The following is a 17831-nucleotide window of genomic DNA, read 5'->3' on the forward strand; positions in this document are numbered from 1 at the left end:
AAACCAACTCATATAATCAGTAATTCAAAAAAACTTAAAGTTGTCACATTAACGGGAGCATGCATATTGATCCACAAATTTGAGCTGAATTTCAAATTTGTGTACAAAATCATTACAAGAATAACCAAGCAAGAAGTAAATAATGATAATTTAAGTTCAGATTTAAGAAAATAATCAAATATTATAGGTATCATCAATATATAAAATGCATATTGATAAAATGCGTATCTTCCGCCTAAAACAGGTATAGAAACAGTTGATGCATAAATAAAAAAAGACAACAGGAAAAGATAAAAAACTCTGTTCCACTTTGATGATGTCAATATATTCAAATGAGAAATGACATAATATGTCAGAAGTATTATAAAAATGGAAAGAAATATAAAGTACTTCTGTACCTGACCTTCTTCCTTCATACTATTTGCAATATTAACCGCGTGCTCTACCGCAGTAATCTTTATCCCAGAGAACAAACTCGAAATAATATCAGCCACACTGGAACTTAAACTAAAGTAAAAGCCAATTATAATTACACTGAAAACAAACCAAAACCTGACTTTGAAAATTTCAGTTCTAAAGAAAATAAATGGTAAAAATACAATAGTTGACTGATGAAGGCTAAACATTAAGCTCGAAGATATAAATGGTGTTTTGTCCTTTGTGACTAAATTTACTAACGCTATCATCAAAAAAGATAAAGCTAGCATTTGTCTTGTTACGTGTAAAAGTAAGTCGATAAAAAGTGGATTAAGATAAACAATTATAATTGTTGTTAAGTATGCACTTCTCGATATATGATTACTTGAAAGCAGTTTATAAAATGATAAAAAAATATTTGTATAGAAGATAAAGCAGATGGAGAACTTCACCCAGTAAAAATCAGAAGTAAATAATGATATTACTTTCAATATGGTGAAGTATAAATAGTCCTTACCATAATTATCATATATCGTTAATAGTGTGTTTTTTCCAATATAATCAAAATTATAATAGTTAGCCAACAAGTCAGTACTTGTTAATGGATCCCTTAACGCCCCAACCAAACTCAAAAGGACAATCATTAAAGACGCGATTGTAATAAATAAGGCTTTTTCGTTGTTCACTGGCTTAATAAGAAGAAAAAAAACTAATATGACAGGTAGATAAACAGGCAATATTAAAGCTATGATCGAGCACACAAGCATCATAGCTACAAAGAAAATATTCTGTGAAGAATTAATCATTAACTAATGCTCTTTTAGTACTATAAAAACAGAAGATCCCATATGGCAATATTGAAATAATATTAGCTATGATTACTATATTTATACTTACTATATTTATATTCATTGCTATTACAATCAACGAAAAGAAAATCAAACAAGATACTAGCAATGACAAAACTTGACCTTTTACATACAACTTCGCATTCAGAAAATATGTATATGGTATAATTAATATTTGCAAAGAAACTGAAATCGCTCTTAAAAAGCCAACTTCGTACTTATCAAACACATCAAGATCAAATATCAAAAGAATAATATATGGTAGACAAAATGAAACAACAAAAAGAAGGGGTAATATCAGCTTAATCTTTTTATTGATTATTGCGATTATTTTAGTTGTTTCACTGAGACTACCCGAAGAAAACTCTGTTATTAGAGGCCTATATAAAATTCCTGCTAATACAATAAACTGTAAATAAAATTTATTAAAAACATCATACACAGCAACATCTGTAGAAGATAACAATTTAAAAATTATCACTGGTGCTAGTTGATATAGAACAAACAAAAGTATCTGAGCAAAGAAGAAACCCAAGTTTTTATTAAAAACCTCAGTTAAGTTTTTTAATAGAAACCCAAAATCAACTCTTACAATATAGTTTCCCAGTAAAATTTTGATTAGTAATGAAAGCAATATTAATACATAAATATAAAGGTAATGAGTTATTGCAATAGATGCACTTGTAAACTCTATAAACCTTGAAGAAATTAAACACAGAAATGTAATACTTATAATACAAGGAAGCAATTCAGCATAATATGCCTTTCTTTCAGCAATAAAAATTCTAAGTAATGATGTCTGCATTATAATCAAAGACATTACAATTGATGTTACATTAGCTAAATATTTATCACCTAGGAGACTGTTTGATAATAACTTGATAATAACAAAAGACACTATAGAAACAATAGCAGTTACTATCAATTGTGATGTTAGATTTTTTCTCCAATCATTTTCTTTATTTGCAACAATATTATGAATAACTGGACCTACCCCGAAATTCAAAAAACCAGCCATAGTAAATATAGAAAAAATTGTAGCCCAAATACCGTACTCTTCAACACCAAGGTTGGATATCAACAATCTGGTCAATAATAGTGTTGATATAACAGATATAACTTTAATTAAGATAGAGTAAACGACTTGACTTTTATATGATTTTATTTGCAACATGACATTACTATTGATAGAAAACATGAGGCTTTTAAAATAAAAACCTCATGTTATATTCATTTATTTATAAGAATAGTTATAGTAACCGTAATTTCCACCATAGTTACTACTTGCTTTTCTTACAACAGCATTGAGAATAAAACCTTTTACAGTAATTCCATTTTGTTCAAACCGTTGTTTTGTAATTTCTATCTCTTTTACAGCATTTTGACCAAAGCGACCAACAAGTAGTGTAGTACCAGCATGAGTACCGACAATAGCAGGATCAGTAACAGCTAAAATAGGCGGAGTATCAACTATAACTAAATCATAATTTTCTGATGCCCAGTCCATAAGTTTTTTAAAGCGAGGATGCATTAATAGCTCCGATGGATTTGGCGGAACATCACCTCGACCAATAAATTGCATACCTTCAACACCAGGGTGCTTAATTAAATTCTCAACATCAGACTGACCACTTAAATAATCAGATAAACCTGGTTTTGAGTCCACAGCCATTTGTTTTTCCATCTGCCCTTTACGCATATCGGCATCAATCACCAAAACACTCCGACCAGATTGCGCGACAACTGCTGCCATATTTGCCGAAACAAAAGACTTACCAATACCGGGACTTGGACCAGAAATCATTAGTATATTATTCTTAGCCTCCATCATTGCGAAATGTAAACTCGTACGGAGACTGCGCAAAGCTTCAATTGATAAATCTGCAGGGTTGGATACAGCAAGCAAAGTATCATTAACACTCAATTTAATTTTACTTTTTTGCTTTTTCTCTAACTCAACTTGCCAGTCAGACATTGGAATACTAGCATAAACAGGCAAGCCGATAGCCTCTACTTCATCAGGTGTTTCAACTCCACGATGCAATGTTGCTCTCAGGAAAGCAACACCAATAGATAAAATAAAGCCAATAATTGTCGATAGCACAACAATAAACGTTTTTTCAGGTTTAACAGCTCGATTGTGAGCTTCTGCTTTATCTAAAATTCTTACATTACCGACAGTACTAGCCTTAATAATATTTAACTCTTGAACTTTATTTAATAGTTGTACATATATTTGTTGATTAACTTCCACATCTCTTGTTAATCGAAGTATTTCTCGCTGTGTTTTCGGTAGTTTTTGAATTTGCTGATTCAAACGCTCGCGCTCACCTAGTAGAGTTGATCGTTTATCAAGAAGAGATAAATATGCAGGATGCTCTTTGGTAAAACGTTGTGATATTTCACTTTCTTTAAATGTTAACTCATTTAATTGCGCTTCTATTGTTACCATTACATCAAGTGTAGATTTTGCTTCAAGCCCCAAGTCTATGGATTCACTTTCCTGACGATATTTATTCAGTTTATCTTCAGAAGCGGTAAGTTGCGATTTTATATCAGGTAAGTGAGAACTTAAAAATTGTAAGCTATTTTCTGCTTCAGCAGAGTTACGAGCAACATTTTGAAGAAAGTAGTTATTACTAATATCATTCAAAATCACTTCTATTTCTTTAGGATCTTCACCAATAAGACTTAATTGAAGGATACCTGTTTGCTTCCCTCTTTCACTCACGGTTAGGTTTTTTTGGAGCCATTGAATAGCTTCCAATTGAGTACGCTTGAATAAAGTAAACTCATCTCCATTTTTTGCTGACAAGTCAACTACAAATACCTTTATTTCACCTTGCTGAGCTAATTTTCCAACCTGTCCTTTTAGAACTGATTTTTCATTTTCATCAATAAGCTCATATTCACCAGTAAGTTTATTTAATACTTTAAGTTGAAACGGTGTATTTGTAAGATTTTTTGGCACCTCAAAGCGAGAAATTGCTAACTCTTTCTTATCACCTTGTATCCGTGCAAAGCCTTTACCAACAATTGGAACATAATTAGGTAACACAACAGTTGTTAAATTTAACTTATCAACTGTTTCTCCTAAAATCATTCTCGACTTAATTATTTCAACTTCTGTTGAAGAGGAGGATTCACTTGCAAATAATTCTCCCATTTCACCTAAGGCCGGCATTCCAGAAGATTTTTTTTCTACCTGAATCAATGAATCTGCTTTGTAGATAGGTGTTGCTAATAAAGCATACGCTACACCTACAATGGCAAATAAAAATGTAATCGCGATAATACTCCAGCGATTATCTATGAAAGTACCAAACAGCTCACCTAAATCTAGTTGCTCAGAACTTTGTTTGGCTTGTATATTATGAGGAATGCTCATGACTTTTTATTCACTCTTCAAAATTTGGAGTTACGATAGAACTGCTAACCTATGGCCAATTACGTACGCGCAATGCACCTTCGGTTAAATTGTTAAATCCATTAATTGTAGGTAGAAGCTGAGCCATTACACGATTCCAACGACTAATTGGTGCTGCAGTGACATAGACAATATCGTAAGGCTGCAAATCGAACTCAGTACCAATGACCAGAGCAGAAGCATCTTTAATATTTAATTGATAAACATCTGCGATGGCAGAATTTTGATGCCTATCAGTATTACTACCAGCAACGTTGATTTTTGAAATATTACTGCGGATGACAAACACACCTGTAGCATCAGCAGAGAGTTCATTGATGCCGCCCACGTTACTTAGCGCTTCTGTTAGACTCATACCTGCTCGATCAATTTTGAGCAATTTTGGATCGTTGACCTCACCCATCACAAATACTTTTTGATTATCGTTTCGTGGTACGTGTACGATATCACCAGGGCGTAGTAAGCGGTTTTGAGTCAAGTCCCCACGTTGCATGAGCCCATAAAGTGATAAGTTTTCTTCTTTACCATTACGCGTTAATGTTACATTTCGCCAGTCTGCTTCACTCGCTAATCCACCAGCAGCATTAATCGCATCTAACAAAGTCATTGGAACATTAGTAATAGGCTGTTGACCGGGTTTGTTTACTTCACCGGTAATGTAGGCTTTTTGCGAGCGGAACGAAGCGACATTGACATCGACTTGTGGGCTTTCGATATATTCCGCTAAGCGCTTTGCAATAACATCACGGACTTCAGTAACAGTTTTGCCTTCAACCTTCACCGTACCAATGTAAGGGTAGAAAATTGTACCGTTAGCATGTACCCAGTTACCGGCTTCTGCTGAACTACGATATGAGCCCGCAGGAATTGTTAGCTCTGGATGATCCCAGATCGTGATATTTAAAATATCTCCGGGACCAATACGGTATTGATACCGTGCAATTTCTGCATCAAGCGCAATATTAACCTGAGAGTATACTCTTGGGGATTTGAATTGATTTACTTGACTGGCAGTAAGTGGATACACATTGATTTGTTTTGACATGTCTTGCTCAATACCATCTGAGACAACAACTTTGTCATCGACACTTAAGTGTGAACCAGGCACTGTACAACCCGCCAACATAGCAGTCGCCATGGTGCTGATTAGGAGCTTCTTAGTGAAATGCATATTGTTTATACGTATAAATTAAAACAACAACCTATCTATATGATAAGTCAGTGTAAAGATGAGTGAGTAGTTGCCAACATAGGTTATCCGACAAACAGAAGTATCAGTTAAATGTACAACTACCGTGGGGGATCTTGTCCCTTTTGATTGTTCGAATGCAAAACCTTAAATTAACCGAAGAATAGCGACTGAAAAATTAGGACATTCCAAGCAGTTTGGCTTGCATTTGGACATGCTACCGCCCTTAGGTTATGGTTCCCAATGACCGTAGATCAACAATTTTGAAGCTTTTTTACCCTCACTAGCTATAGATAGCAGCTTGATTGTTATCTCTTACTCAACAAACATAGATAACCATAAAAAAGTGTCAGCCATTTTACAACGAATCACTTTTGATAGGAATATGAATTTTGTAGCTTAATTTCAAGCAGCCATAAGGAACCCTATTTAAAGTTCTGTTTTTTAACGTTTTAAACCCAATTCAGAACCTTTCAAAAACATTATAAAACTTTTGAATGGCATGTAGCACATCTAAATCACCCTTTGGATGTTCTTATCAGTATCTCCATCAATGATTATTGGGAAGAATCTCTCTTTTTCACACTTCCGAACTTAAGAAAAAAGAAAACTCTTTTATGACAATTATCTAGATGCATTGCGGAATTTCGTTAATCACCATATTATTGCATAGAGAGCAACTAATGCTTGTTTTAGGTTTTTTTATGAAACCTTTTTATAAACTCTCGATTACAAGTAAGGAAATGGGATGAAAAAAACACTTGCGCTACTTGCTGCACTATCAATGGCCAGCACTGCGTTTGCTGCCACTGAAACGGGAGCAACTGCTGGTGCGACTGGCGGTACAGGTGCATCTACAACTGCAGCCACAACTGCGACAACTACTGCATCAACTGGTGCTGCTGCCGGTACTGCTGGTGCAACGGCGGCGGCGGCTGGCGGTATTACAGCGACAACGGTCGCGGTAGCTTCAGCTGTTGCAGTTGCTGGGGTTGCTGCAGCAAGTTCTGGTGGCAGCAACAATACAACAACGTCACTTTCTGTAACTCAAGGTTAATAGAAAACGCTCCGACGTTTTCAAGGTTACTGTCGACTTACACTCATAACCGCACATATGTGCGGTTATTTTCTTTAATCACAGCTTAGCGTTTTGTATTTTGATTACTGTCAGTACACTTTTTAGGGAGTAACACTTAATCATGGACTATAACCAAATAAGACCTTTATGGTCTACATTTGCCCTAATTTCTCTCACCGCCTTTGTGTCCCTAACTTCAGGTTGCAGCCAGAACTTTAAAGATGTTAACGACACCATGAGCTTAGCTTTTCTGGGTGAAGACGATGCAGCTCTTAATGCGACAGATATTGATCAACTACCCTATGCCAGCCTCTATGCGCGAATAGAAGACGGTCCACAAGCATTCATGGTATTAGCACTAGCTGAAGAATCCCCGCATTTCAGCCATAACATCAACGCAAAGACAGCTAGCTCTCCTAAGCCTCCTCTTCTAAAGTGGCTTTCTTCTGACGAAGGAATGCTCGTCACACAGGCTGGCCGTTTGGTAAAAACCTTAAATCTACCGCTGGGAAATGTGATCAGTATTGAAAGTAATTTCACTGATCCTCTTGTATTAGGGTTACATAAATCAGGTACTCCAACCAATTGGCAATACACCCTGGATTGGCAGCCTGGATATCACTACGGCTATAAGGTCCTATCGCAATTTGAAGCTCAAGGTAAGCAGGTCATCATGGTGAATGAAAAGCCTATCGATGTGCTGTACTTTGTTGAAACAATCTCGATAGAAAAGTTGAATATGTCTTACAACAATGAGTACTGGCTATCACCGGTTAATGGTAAAGTGATTAAGACTCGTCAAAAGCCAGCTCCGAGCTTGCCATACATTGAACTTACCATTTTGAAGCCATTTGCATAAAGGAAGTAAAATGGTTAATTTATTGAAAAAAACAATCAAAGTTATGTCGTCGATATTCCCTATCGTGCTGACGTTTTACTCAACCTTAATTTTCGCTCCACTAGTCACAGCAAATGAAAGCAGCACAGTCAATTCATCATTGACATCAGATATTACCATTGAGGTATTTAACAGCCGACAGCACGCTAGACATCTGCAACTCAACTACCATCAAGCAGTGCGCCTTGAGCAAGTTCTGGCTGACACTATCACAAACATTACTTTGTTACCGACGACTGAAGAGAAGAGCAATCAGCCTGTCTACTGGACAGGGGCCGGAATCTATAAAGAGTTTCCTCACTCAGATAAAGCCAACATCATTCGTCAACTAGAGCAAGCGTCAGAGTTGGTTGAACCAGCTGAACGAGACACTTATCAGCAATTGGCTACTCAGCTAATTCAGTTTGAGATTGGTGAGCGCCTATTTACACCACTTGATTACGACTTGGTACGTATTAATAAGGCATCTAACCCGATTATTTCAACACAACAGTTTTCAAGGCCTATGACTCTTGTCTTACCCTCACGGCCAGACTCTGTATGGGTGCTAGGTGCCGTACAATACAATTCTGAGCAACCTTGGGTGACACGCACCAGTGCTAGTCAATACATAGAGCGAGTTGGCAATACATCTTATAGCGACAACAGTATCGCGACGGTTATTCAACCAGACGGTGTTATCGAGGAGCACCCTATTGCCTATTGGAACAAAGAACACAAAGATATCGCCCCCGGTGCTATTGTCTATTTAGGTTTTGACAACTTACCTGCTGGCTATCAATCGCTCAATGATGAGATTATCAACTTGCTAAGGAATAAGGCGCTGTAATGAAACCTGCTGTAAACTCCTCCTTTTCAGGCAAGGCTCTGACAAGTCTTAAATTGTCGGGAATTCGGCTATCGGCAATTACTCTCGCCCTATTACCCGTACTCCATGCCGAGGCCGATGACTTTAATTATCCCGAATTTACTCCCTCACAAACCGACTTTGGTGGGGTTGGCTTAATCCAAATGCCCTCTGGTCGCGTGGCTCGTGAAGGCGAAATCAATGTTTCTGGCACTTTCAATGATGAATACCACCATTACACTGTCTCGCTGCAGTTAATGCCTTGGCTAGAAACCACTATTCGTTATACTTTAGTACAAGATTTACTGTATAGCCCTAATCCTGATTTCAGTGGAGACACTAAGCTAACAGATAAAGGCATTGATTTAAAATTCCGCTTGATTGAAGAAAGCTTCTGGCTTCCAGAGACATCAATAGGATTTAGAGATATTGGCGGTACTGGCCTTTTTGATGGAGAGTACATTGCAGCTAGCAAGCATTATGGGCCTTTTGATATAACGTTAGGTATAGGTTGGGGTTACATTGGTAACAGCGCAAATTTAAGTGGTAATAAATCATCTTATAATTGTAATAGAGACACAGAATCAAGAAACAATGGTGGTTCAGTAGATTATAGCAACTGGTTTACTGGCTGTAGTGCAATATTTGGTGGTCTCGAATATCAAACGCACCATAAGCCATTACGCTTTAAAGTAGAATATGATGCAAATGACTATGAGAGCGACTTTCCATCATTATATGGTGACATTGATATGTCCCAAAAAAGTAAATTCAACTACGGCGTACTTTACCGATTGGGTAATTGGGGCGACTTACGTTTGAGTTATGAGCGCGGAACCACATGGACCTTCGGTTTTAATCTACATACAAACTTTAATGATCTTAAGGCCAACTGGTATAACAACCCGGCTCCTGACTATCAACCACCTTCGGGTGAAGATAAGAAGTCAGTCGATGAACTATCTGGTCAAGAATGGGAACAACTTGCTCAGGATTTACATCAAATAGCTGGTTATGAAGACCCTCGCCTGTATGCTGACGACAAATCCATTACCGTAGTAGCACCGCAAACCAAATACCGTGACCGCGATGAAGCCCACGAGCGTGCAGGCACTATCCTAGCGAATAAGAGCCTTGACGTTGAGAGCTACAAGATCATCGAAACCGCCAACCGCCAACCGATGACCGAAACGGTATTCGACCCTGAACAATTTGCCAAAGTGGCCAATGTCGAATACTTCGACCCGAAAGTAAGCGATGCGACCACCGTTGGCGAAGCTACTGACCCCGAAGGTCAGCTGTATGCCAAATCCAATAAGGATTGGGATATCAACTTTGCACCGGTATGGCAACAGTCTATCGGTGGCTCAGAGAACTTCTACCTGTTCAATATCGGGGTTACCGCTGGGGCAAACTACTGGCTGAGTGATAACTTTGAGCTAGGTGGCTCAGTGTACTTCAACATCTATGATAACTACGACAAGTTCCTTTATGACGTGCCGCCTGATGGTACCGATCTGAAACGTGTCCGTACATTGGTGCGCCAATATATCAATGACAATCCAGTCCGGATGGATAACCTCCAACTGACCTGGATGGATCGCCTTAGTGAAAACTGGTACGCACAGGCCTACGGTGGTTATCTGGAAATGATGTTCGGTGGCGTCGGTGGTGAGGTGCTTTACCGCCCACAAAACAGCAACTGGGCCTTGGGTGTCGATTTGAACTATGTCGTCCAGCGCGATCCAGATTCCCAATTCGGCTTCTTTAACGAAGAAGTCCAGTACGACCCTATCACCAACCGTAACTACCGGGTACAGACCGGCGCGCCAACCGGTCATGCCACCCTGTACTACCAGCCGCAGTGGGAATGGTTGCCGAATACACTGTTCAAGGTCAGTGCCGGTCAGTACCTGACGGAAGACTACGGGATAACGGTCGACTTCTCAAAACAATTCGACAGTGGGGTGGTTGCCGGGGCCTTTGTTGCCCAGACTAACCTATCTGCCGATGAATTTGGTGAAGGCAGCTACAACAAGGGCTTCTACCTCTCCATTCCATTTGATGTGATGACGGTGAAACCGAGCACCAACCGGGCGACGATTTCGTGGCTACCGCTGACTCGTGATGGCGGCCAGATGCTGAACCGCAAGTACGAGCTTTACAGCGTGACCGATGCAAGGTCGCCGTGGTATGGGAGGAAGCCGCAGTAAGAGCGGTCCTGTGGTCCTGTGGTCCTGTGGTCCTGTGGTCCTGTGGTCCTGTGGTCCTGTGGTCCTGAAGGATTGTAAACCTGATTACAGTATTAAACCTCACTCATCTTTTTGAGTGAGGTTTTCTTTTATTTAGGGCTGAAAAATGACTCGCATGAAATTATGCTGTGCAAATAGCTGGGGCTCTTTTCATAATAATTGGATATCCCTGAGGCCAGGATTACTGCATGTTTCATACATTATGCTACGAGATGAGACGGTTTAGTCAGGGTAAAAAGGCCAATGAGACAGAACAGGAAATAGCGTCAACTGTCTGACAGTAAGCATGTAAAGGCTTTGCTATATTGATAGACACATCAGAAAAAGTCATAAAAACGCCCTCTAAAAGCAATCCTTTACGTACAGCAATGAACACTTAGTTAGGCATAACAAGGTAAACATGATATCCGATAAGTTATTGAATTATCTTTCACAATATTCAATTTAACACATAAAGTTTAAGGTTAGCTCGTTTCTGGTCGTCTCAATTTTGTGACATTGAGCGTATATTTTTTTTACTCTGCCCCTTAACTGTGTGAGATCGGCTATCATAAGTAAATAACAAGATTGTCAATAGATTGACAGCAAAAATATTAAAAACATTTTTTTGACGGAAAAATGTGCTTAAGGCTCTTTGAGTCTTTCTCACAGCAACAGTTAGCCGATCAAAGCAACAAAACTTTTACGACAGAAGAATTAAAGAAGAGGAAAAGAGCATGTTCAGGGCTTATGCTCACTTTTCAGTGAACCACCCATTGATGCATTACACAAACCTATTGGCTGTACTGACAGTATTTATTGTCAGTTGCTATCAGTTGCTAGCCAACGAAAACCTCGTGTTTGCGGCCGGCTTGCTGTTCGTGGTATTGCCAACCATCGTGTTTGCACGTTCATCTGACTATAAACGCAAGTACTTAAGTACTAATAACTAGTCGATTAACCTGCTAACAGGGACAAAAAAAGCGCCAATCGGCGCTTTTTGCTTTTCTACGACAACCGTTACCTTGCCTGCTGCTGCAGCTGTTCCCACATAGCTTTAACGATAATTTGATCGGCCGGAGATAGCTCTGACTGAGCGTCAGCCATACTTGATACCACTTTAGCATCCATCGCATCCAGGCTGCTCTCTCCTTCCAACTCACAGTTCGCGGCAGAAAGCGAAATATGGCCGCGCAAGTAACCGCCCGCGAACAGTTCATCGTCCGAGGCCGTTTCCACCATCTGATCAATCAGGGTTAACAACTTATCTTCGTATTGCTGGATCATCACTTTCTCTAATCGTTATGGTTGTTTAATGCCGGAAACTGTTCAGGCTGTAAAGGCGGGATTTGATAAAAAGTCCGCAGGGCTTCTGACAGTTGCCTTGCTCTATCTGGGATCCCCTGTGCCAAGTAGCTTAACACTTGCTCACGCACCTTATTGGTAAACCCAACCCTATCAGGCTCACAGTCGCCGCTCAGGTTATCACAGCTAACCTGAAAGCGAAAACCGCAGCTCACCGCCAGGATCCATTCCAACGCTTGTGGCTTGATTTCGACTTTTTCAAACTCGGCCTGTACTTCTTCTGTCCGGCCATCCGGTTCATACCAGTAACCATAATCTTCAAGCAGTCGACGCTTGGGGCCCGCGATACACCAGTGGGCGATTTCATGCAGCGCCGAAGCAAAGTAGCCACGGGCAAAGATCACCCGATGATGCGGATTGTCGGAATCAGCCGGCAAGTAGATAGGCTCATCTCCGCCCAGGATCAATTTCGTATTATAGGTCTCGAGAAAACAGCGATTAAAAATCGCAATAATATCGTTGTTCTTGTGTGTGCTATTGTGTTGCATCATCTTGTACATACAGAATCAGGAGTTACTACCTTTCACCCTATCCCCTGCCCCACGGCCAATAGCGGTTTGCAAAATATAGGCAAAGTATGCCTTCAGGTCGAAGGTTTGGATCATTTCACAATCCATCTCAGCCAGCTTTACCGGTGTCGACATGTCTACACCGTTGATCTGGGCCAAGCCAGTGATCCCCGGTAAAACATCCAGCACGCCACGTTGCTGGCGCGCTTCAATAAGTTCAGTTTGATTGAACAGGCATGGGCGTGGGCCAACTAGGCTCATCTCCCCTTTTACCACATTGATCAACTGCGGCAATTCATCCAATTTAGTCTTACGCAAGAAAGCACCGAACTTCGTTACAGAGCTGGCATCAACTAGGTGGGTTGCAACAGATACCGTTGTAACCGGCATGGTACGGAATTTCACCAAGGTAAAAGGCTTTTTATCTTTACCCACTCGCTCTTGGCGAAAAATAGGCTGGCCGATATCACGTTTGCCAAGTATGTAGACAACAAGAAAGACCGGTGACAGGCAGATCAACCCACCCAAGGCAAAAAAACGATCGAGAAAACGGATTAATGGAGACTGCATATTACTTCTGTCTGCTATCTTCTGTTACGGTCAGTTTCAGGCCCTCCGCCACACTGTATGGCGGTGTCCAACCCAAACAAGATTTGGTATCACTAATATCGAGCTGAAGATTACCACACAAACGCTCACCAATGGCAGGCTTGCCCAACAATTTCGTCATAGTCATTAACCATGACGAGGGAAGTGGCAGTAAGCGGCTTGGCTTCTCCATTGCAAGTGCGAGGCCTTGCAGTAAATCTGTCGTCGATAAGTCATCGTCATCAGAGGCCAAGAATGTTTTATTTGCTGCCTTCGGGTTACTGAGACAATTGATGATTAAGTCAACCAGATTCCCTACATACACCAAACTACGACGGTTATGAATGGCACCTAACGGTAAGGGAAGCCCTTTACCCACTATGTTAACCAATGAGGCAAAGTTAGCTTTTACCCCAGGACCGTAAACTAAAGGAGGACGGATGATCACAACCTCCATAGATGTATGCTCAGCAAGCGCTCGCAGCTCCTGCTCGGCTTCATACTTACTGATTGCATAAGGATCTTGAGGTGGCTGTTTCACTTCTGCGGTGAAAGGCTGGCCCGGCGCTGTCGACTCACCGTTGACTTTAATACTGCTAATAAAGATAAAGCGCTTCACGCTAGCTAGAGCAGCTTGTCTCGCAAGATTCAGTGTGCCTTCCGTGTTTACCTTCCTGTATTCAGCGAGAGGATCAACAGCATGTTCATTCATTACATGTGCACGACCTGCACAGTGAATAACAGCCTCGCAATCATTCAATACGCCAAGCATTTCAGAGGGTGAGCCTAAATCAAACAAGACATCATTTTTATATTGAGCACTCCTGACTGCACGGATCACTTCGTATCCACTCATCAAATTTAAGCTATCGACTAGTTTTCGCCCAACAAAACCAGTTCCACCAGTAACAAATGCTCTCAAATCTCAATCTCTTTAACGCTATTTGGAAAAAAAAAGAGTATTATATGCTTAGCTTCACACACTTTAGAAGCACATAACATCCACGACAAAAACCTTTCTATTGAAGTAATTTTAACCGAAGCCCCGATCTATGCTAAAGCCAATAAGAGCACTACTCTCGACTCAAAGAAAGAATAAAAGAATAGTTACAATGACTTATGACATAGTAGCAATAGTACTATCGTTATATATAGCAATGAGTCTGCGCCTTAGTGATTGGATGTTTGTAATCACATACAAGGAAGCTATGAGTTTTGCAGTGACTTTAGTCGTCACAATTTATAGCTTTATCCGCCTTGGTATGTACAGGGCTGTGTTACGTTACATGATGTTGCCAGCTCTCGGTCATATCATGCTGGCTATTATTCTCTCTGCAGTCACTTTGGCGCTCAGTGGATTCTTTTTCCAATCATTTGTGCCTCGAAGCGTACCAATGATTTATAGCGGTATTGCAATTCTTATGCTGGGCGGGCCTAGGATCATGATCCGCACGATTTATTATCACTACTATAAACGGAAAAAGCCCAATGTCTTTATTTACGGTGCAGGCTCAACAGGCCGTGAGCTTGCTTATGCGCTAATTAGTGGTGACGAATACCATCCAGTTATTATCCTTGATGACGACTACTCAAAAGTCGGACAGATTATCTTTGGTTTAAAAGTGCACCATAGCTCCGAGTTTAAAGAGCTTCAGTCTCTCTATCAACCAGTAAAGTTGCTTCTAGCTATCAACAATATCGGAAAAGGCCAACGACTTCGCCTAGTTAACAGACTCTCAGAGCTACCAATTGCTGTCCAATCGGTGCCATCTGTAGAAGACATTGCTGCAGGCAAAGCAACCCTTAGCGAAATACAGGATTTAGATATCAGTGATTTATTAGGCCGTGCGAGAGTAGAGCCTGATGCAGAGTTAATGTCAAAGAACATTACAGGTAAAAGTGTAATGGTCACTGGTGCTGGTGGCTCTATTGGCTCTGAACTTTGTCGCCAAATAATCAAATTAAATCCAGAAACATTAGTGCTTTTTGAGCTCACTGAATACAATCTATATCAAATTGAAAGAGAGCTACTCACAACAATTAAACACCTGAATTTTAATACAAAAATAATCCCTGTATTAGGCTCTGTTCAAAACAAAAACCGAGTACAGAACATCTTACACATATACAAAACAGAGACAATATACCACGCTGCAGCGTACAAGCACGTACCGCTTGTAGAGTCCAATGTTGTCGAAGGTATAAGAAACAACGTATTTGGTACACTTGCTATTGCTGAAGCAGCCATAGCTGAAAAAGTGAATAATTTTACATTAATCTCAACAGATAAAGCAGTTAGGCCTACCAATATAATGGGAGCAAGTAAGCGCCTTGCTGAACTTGTTTTGCAAGCCCTCGCTAATGAACAGTCTGGAACCAATTTCACGATGGTGAGATTTGGTAATGTACTAGGTTCATCTGGCTCTGTTGTCCCTTTATTTAGGGAGCAAATTAAAAATGGGGGGCCTGTCACCGTTACTCACCCTGAAATCACTCGTTACTTTATGTTAATTCCAGAGGCTGCTCAATTAGTTATACAGGCTGGAACTATGGGACATAATGGGCAAGTTTTTGTCCTCAATATGGGTGAGCCTGTTAAGATTTTGGACTTAGCAAAAAGAATGCTGCACCTCATGGGGATGACAGAGAAGACTAAAGATCAAGCGGTTTCCGATGAAGGCGATATCGAGATCATTTTTACAGGGCTTAGACCGGGTGAAAAATTATACGAAGAGCTTTTGATTGGTGAAAATGTTGAAGGCACTCAACACAATAAAATCATGACGGCCAAAGAACGGATGCTCCCTTGGAATACCATGGATTTTATCTTAAAGAAGCTAGATACTCTCTGTCATGAATATGACTATAAGGGTATTCAAACTCTTTTATCTCAACAAAACATTACTGATTACCAATACAAAAAAACGGAACACGCTAAAGACTCATAATAGAGTTGCAGATTCTAAACAACTCACAGTGTCGTCCATAATTGTGAAGGTACGAATGCTTGCCTTTCATTCAACACTGGAATGTTTATAGGCAATGAACATGCTGAAGGATAAAGGGAAAGTTAGTTCTTCCAAAAGAGCGAAGATATTGCAGTACCCGATAGCAGTGCTCAAGAAAAAAACAACGTATCCTAACGCCACTGGCCGACAAGCTAGTGGCGTTATTCTATTCATGATTACTGACTAAGTGATCATGCTACAGTTAACACAAAGGCACTCACTCCGCATCTATCTCGTCGAGGAAATCATCCAGATACGCTTCATCTGCCTGCTCTAAAGTCTCAACATTGCCGCCGGTTGCACGGAAATTCTTGTTCTGGATGTAGGCATCACGGGTAAAGATGTACGCATCAGGTGAATCCCGTAGGATAGCTTCCTGGTTGACCAGTGCCGCCCTGTCTTCCATGCCTTCGAATACCCATTTACCAAAACTCTGCCAGAAGTTCAAAGCACTCAATGGCAGGTACAATCCGTCGACAATATCACCCGCGCCTTCACGTAGTGTCAGAGGACCGTAAACTGGAAACATGAAATACGGGCCGTTGGCTACGCCGTATTTGCCCATGGTATCGCCGAACTGTTTGTCGACGGGCTTACGAATATCAGCCGCAGAGGCGATATCGATTAAGCCGAGCAAACCAAAGGTGGAGTTGATCCAGAAGCGGTTAAAGTGGCGTACGGCCTCTTCACCGTTTAGCATCAATGCACTGTTCACCATGCTAGCCGGTTCATCAAGGTTAGCCAGGAAGTTCTTGATACCGGTGCGGATGAAAGACGGAGTGTAGTCGACGTAGGCCAAGGAAACTGGACGTGCTAAATACGGGTCAAAGTAGTCGTAATTCAAGCTCCACATCGCGCGGTTAAAGCCTTCGAAAGGATCGTAAACACCGGGTACCCCATACTCCCCTTCGCCTTGCTCGACTTCTTCAAGCACTGCAGCGAGATCTTCGTCGTACTCTTCATCGTAATCGCCGAACTCATCAAAACCGTTGGCTTCAGACGCTACTTCATCCGTAACCACACCTGAACCTGTACCCGAGCCTGAATCTGTACCCGAAACTGTAACATCTAGATCTACAGTGTCTTTTTGCTCAAGAGGTGATGATTGTTCAAGGTTAGTGATATCTGACTGTGTTTGCTCTTCCGGCGATTGTGCGCACGCTGTCAGTGTCAATGAAATGGCGATAGCAAGTAGGTGTTTTTTCAATGTTCTATCCATGGCATATCCGGCTGAAACCGCGCTAAATGGTAATATCAGCGCCCGCAAACATCTAGCACTTTTATGCTAAGCGCTCAGACATCAGTCAAAATTGTGTATCAACTGACACATATCCTTATACCCAAGTAACTTCAAGGTGCTGAGTTCAGCGAGAATTACTTGGATGATAAGCAAGGCAGCGATTTGTAGATCTAGTGGCTCTAAATC

The 17831-nt window shown here is 40.6% G+C and carries 15 protein-coding genes; 6 read left to right on the forward strand and 9 right to left on the reverse strand.

From position 1 onward, the window contains the following. Nucleotides 1-8 precede the first annotated feature (8 nt). The 4 genes from ACXAD4_RS14160 to ACXAD4_RS14175 are packed head-to-tail and all read right to left on the reverse strand — an operon-like array spanning nucleotide 9 to nucleotide 5863. Nucleotides 9-1223, reverse strand: a complete 1215-nt coding sequence (locus tag ACXAD4_RS14160) for an EpsG family protein (protein ID WP_475242288.1) — start codon at nucleotides 1221-1223, stop codon at nucleotides 9-11. Beyond that, nucleotides 1216-2439, reverse strand: a complete 1224-nt coding sequence (locus ACXAD4_RS14165; protein ID WP_475242289.1) for a polysaccharide biosynthesis protein — start codon at nucleotides 2437-2439, stop codon at nucleotides 1216-1218. The genes ACXAD4_RS14160 and ACXAD4_RS14165 overlap by 8 nt, the downstream gene beginning before the upstream one ends. A 60-nt stretch (nucleotides 2440-2499) precedes the next feature. Beyond that, nucleotides 2500-4653, reverse strand: a complete 2154-nt coding sequence (locus ACXAD4_RS14170) for a polysaccharide biosynthesis tyrosine autokinase (RefSeq protein WP_475242291.1) — start codon at nucleotides 4651-4653, stop codon at nucleotides 2500-2502. A 49-nt stretch (nucleotides 4654-4702) separates the two neighbouring features. After that, complete coding sequence (locus ACXAD4_RS14175; RefSeq protein WP_475242292.1) at nucleotides 4703-5863, reverse strand: polysaccharide export protein; 1161 nt, start codon at nucleotides 5861-5863, stop codon at nucleotides 4703-4705. Between the two features lie 766 nt (nucleotides 5864-6629). Here ACXAD4_RS14175 and ACXAD4_RS14180 point away from each other — a divergent pair. The 5 genes from ACXAD4_RS14180 to ACXAD4_RS14200 all read left to right on the forward strand — a co-directional run bounded on the left by ACXAD4_RS14180 (nucleotide 6630) and on the right by ACXAD4_RS14200 (nucleotide 11888). Continuing rightward, nucleotides 6630-6938, forward strand: coding sequence for a hypothetical protein (locus tag ACXAD4_RS14180; protein ID WP_475242293.1), 309 nt, complete (start codon nucleotides 6630-6632; stop codon nucleotides 6936-6938). Nucleotides 6939-7080: 142 nt separating this feature from the next. Continuing rightward, complete coding sequence (locus tag ACXAD4_RS14185; RefSeq protein ID WP_475242295.1) at nucleotides 7081-7818, forward strand: YjbF family lipoprotein; 738 nt, start codon at nucleotides 7081-7083, stop codon at nucleotides 7816-7818. A gap of 10 nt (nucleotides 7819-7828) precedes the next feature. Further along, a complete protein-coding gene (locus ACXAD4_RS14190) occupies nucleotides 7829-8686 on the forward strand; it encodes a capsule biosynthesis GfcC family protein (RefSeq protein WP_475242297.1) in 858 nt (285 codons plus the stop codon). Then, nucleotides 8686-10917, forward strand: a complete 2232-nt coding sequence (locus tag ACXAD4_RS14195; protein WP_475242299.1) for a YjbH domain-containing protein — start codon at nucleotides 8686-8688, stop codon at nucleotides 10915-10917. Before ACXAD4_RS14190 ends, ACXAD4_RS14195 begins: the two co-directional genes overlap by 1 nt. A gap of 755 nt (nucleotides 10918-11672) precedes the next feature. Then, nucleotides 11673-11888: a hypothetical protein gene (locus ACXAD4_RS14200; protein WP_475242300.1), complete on the forward strand. Its 216-nt coding sequence runs from the start codon at nucleotides 11673-11675 to the stop codon at nucleotides 11886-11888. Between the two features lie 67 nt (nucleotides 11889-11955). Here ACXAD4_RS14200 and ACXAD4_RS14205 read toward each other — a convergent pair whose 3' ends face one another. The 4 genes from ACXAD4_RS14205 to ACXAD4_RS14220 are packed head-to-tail and all read right to left on the reverse strand — an operon-like array spanning nucleotide 11956 to nucleotide 14319. After that, nucleotides 11956-12222 carry a YfcL family protein gene (locus ACXAD4_RS14205; protein ID WP_475242302.1) on the reverse strand — a complete coding sequence of 89 codons (267 nt, stop codon included), beginning with the start codon at nucleotides 12220-12222 and terminating at the stop codon, nucleotides 11956-11958. Between the two features lie 8 nt (nucleotides 12223-12230). Beyond that, complete coding sequence (locus tag ACXAD4_RS14210) at nucleotides 12231-12800, reverse strand: elongation factor P hydroxylase (RefSeq protein WP_475242303.1); 570 nt, start codon at nucleotides 12798-12800, stop codon at nucleotides 12231-12233. A 6-nt stretch (nucleotides 12801-12806) separates the two neighbouring features. Further along, nucleotides 12807-13379 (reverse strand): sugar transferase, encoded by a 573-nt coding sequence (locus ACXAD4_RS14215; RefSeq protein ID WP_475242304.1) that lies wholly within the window; start codon nucleotides 13377-13379, stop codon nucleotides 12807-12809. Between the two features lies 1 nt (nucleotide 13380). Then, entirely contained in the window at nucleotides 13381-14319 is a 939-nt protein-coding gene (locus ACXAD4_RS14220; protein WP_475242306.1) for a UDP-glucose 4-epimerase family protein, read from the reverse strand. A 130-nt stretch (nucleotides 14320-14449) separates the two neighbouring features. On the opposite strand from ACXAD4_RS14220, the gene ACXAD4_RS14225 reads away from it, so the two are divergent. Next, nucleotides 14450-16345, forward strand: a complete 1896-nt coding sequence (locus ACXAD4_RS14225; protein WP_475242307.1) for a polysaccharide biosynthesis protein — start codon at nucleotides 14450-14452, stop codon at nucleotides 16343-16345. 277 nt (nucleotides 16346-16622) lie between these two features. On the opposite strand, the gene ACXAD4_RS14230 is transcribed toward ACXAD4_RS14225, so the two are convergent. Next, nucleotides 16623-17624, reverse strand: a complete 1002-nt coding sequence (locus ACXAD4_RS14230) for an MlaA family lipoprotein (protein ID WP_475242309.1) — start codon at nucleotides 17622-17624, stop codon at nucleotides 16623-16625. Nucleotides 17625-17831 lie beyond the last annotated feature (207 nt).

This window comes from Photobacterium sp. AWH4_225 (genome assembly GCF_056158405.1).

Excerpts from the sequence above, each read along its gene's own strand:
- ACXAD4_RS14160 (WP_475242288.1), bottom strand. The coding sequence starts at position 1,223 with ATGATTAATTCTTCACAGAATATTTTCTTTGTAGCTATGATGCTTGTG.
- ACXAD4_RS14165 (WP_475242289.1), bottom strand. The coding sequence starts at position 2,439 with ATGTTGCAAATAAAATCATATAAAAGTCAAGTCGTTTACTCTATCTTA.
- ACXAD4_RS14170 (WP_475242291.1), bottom strand. The coding sequence starts at position 4,653 with ATGAGCATTCCTCATAATATACAAGCCAAACAAAGTTCTGAGCAACTA.
- ACXAD4_RS14175 (WP_475242292.1), bottom strand. The coding sequence starts at position 5,863 with ATGCATTTCACTAAGAAGCTCCTAATCAGCACCATGGCGACTGCTATG.
- ACXAD4_RS14180 (WP_475242293.1), top strand. The coding sequence starts at position 6,630 with ATGAAAAAAACACTTGCGCTACTTGCTGCACTATCAATGGCCAGCACT.
- ACXAD4_RS14185 (WP_475242295.1), top strand. The coding sequence starts at position 7,081 with ATGGACTATAACCAAATAAGACCTTTATGGTCTACATTTGCCCTAATT.
- ACXAD4_RS14190 (WP_475242297.1), top strand. The coding sequence starts at position 7,829 with ATGGTTAATTTATTGAAAAAAACAATCAAAGTTATGTCGTCGATATTC.
- ACXAD4_RS14195 (WP_475242299.1), top strand. The coding sequence starts at position 8,686 with ATGAAACCTGCTGTAAACTCCTCCTTTTCAGGCAAGGCTCTGACAAGT.
- ACXAD4_RS14200 (WP_475242300.1), top strand. The coding sequence starts at position 11,673 with ATGTTCAGGGCTTATGCTCACTTTTCAGTGAACCACCCATTGATGCAT.
- ACXAD4_RS14205 (WP_475242302.1), bottom strand. The coding sequence starts at position 12,222 with ATGATCCAGCAATACGAAGATAAGTTGTTAACCCTGATTGATCAGATG.
- ACXAD4_RS14210 (WP_475242303.1), bottom strand. The coding sequence starts at position 12,800 with ATGTACAAGATGATGCAACACAATAGCACACACAAGAACAACGATATT.
- ACXAD4_RS14215 (WP_475242304.1), bottom strand. The coding sequence starts at position 13,379 with ATGCAGTCTCCATTAATCCGTTTTCTCGATCGTTTTTTTGCCTTGGGT.
- ACXAD4_RS14225 (WP_475242307.1), top strand. The coding sequence starts at position 14,450 with ATGCTAAAGCCAATAAGAGCACTACTCTCGACTCAAAGAAAGAATAAA.
- ACXAD4_RS14230 (WP_475242309.1), bottom strand. The coding sequence starts at position 17,624 with ATGGATAGAACATTGAAAAAACACCTACTTGCTATCGCCATTTCATTG.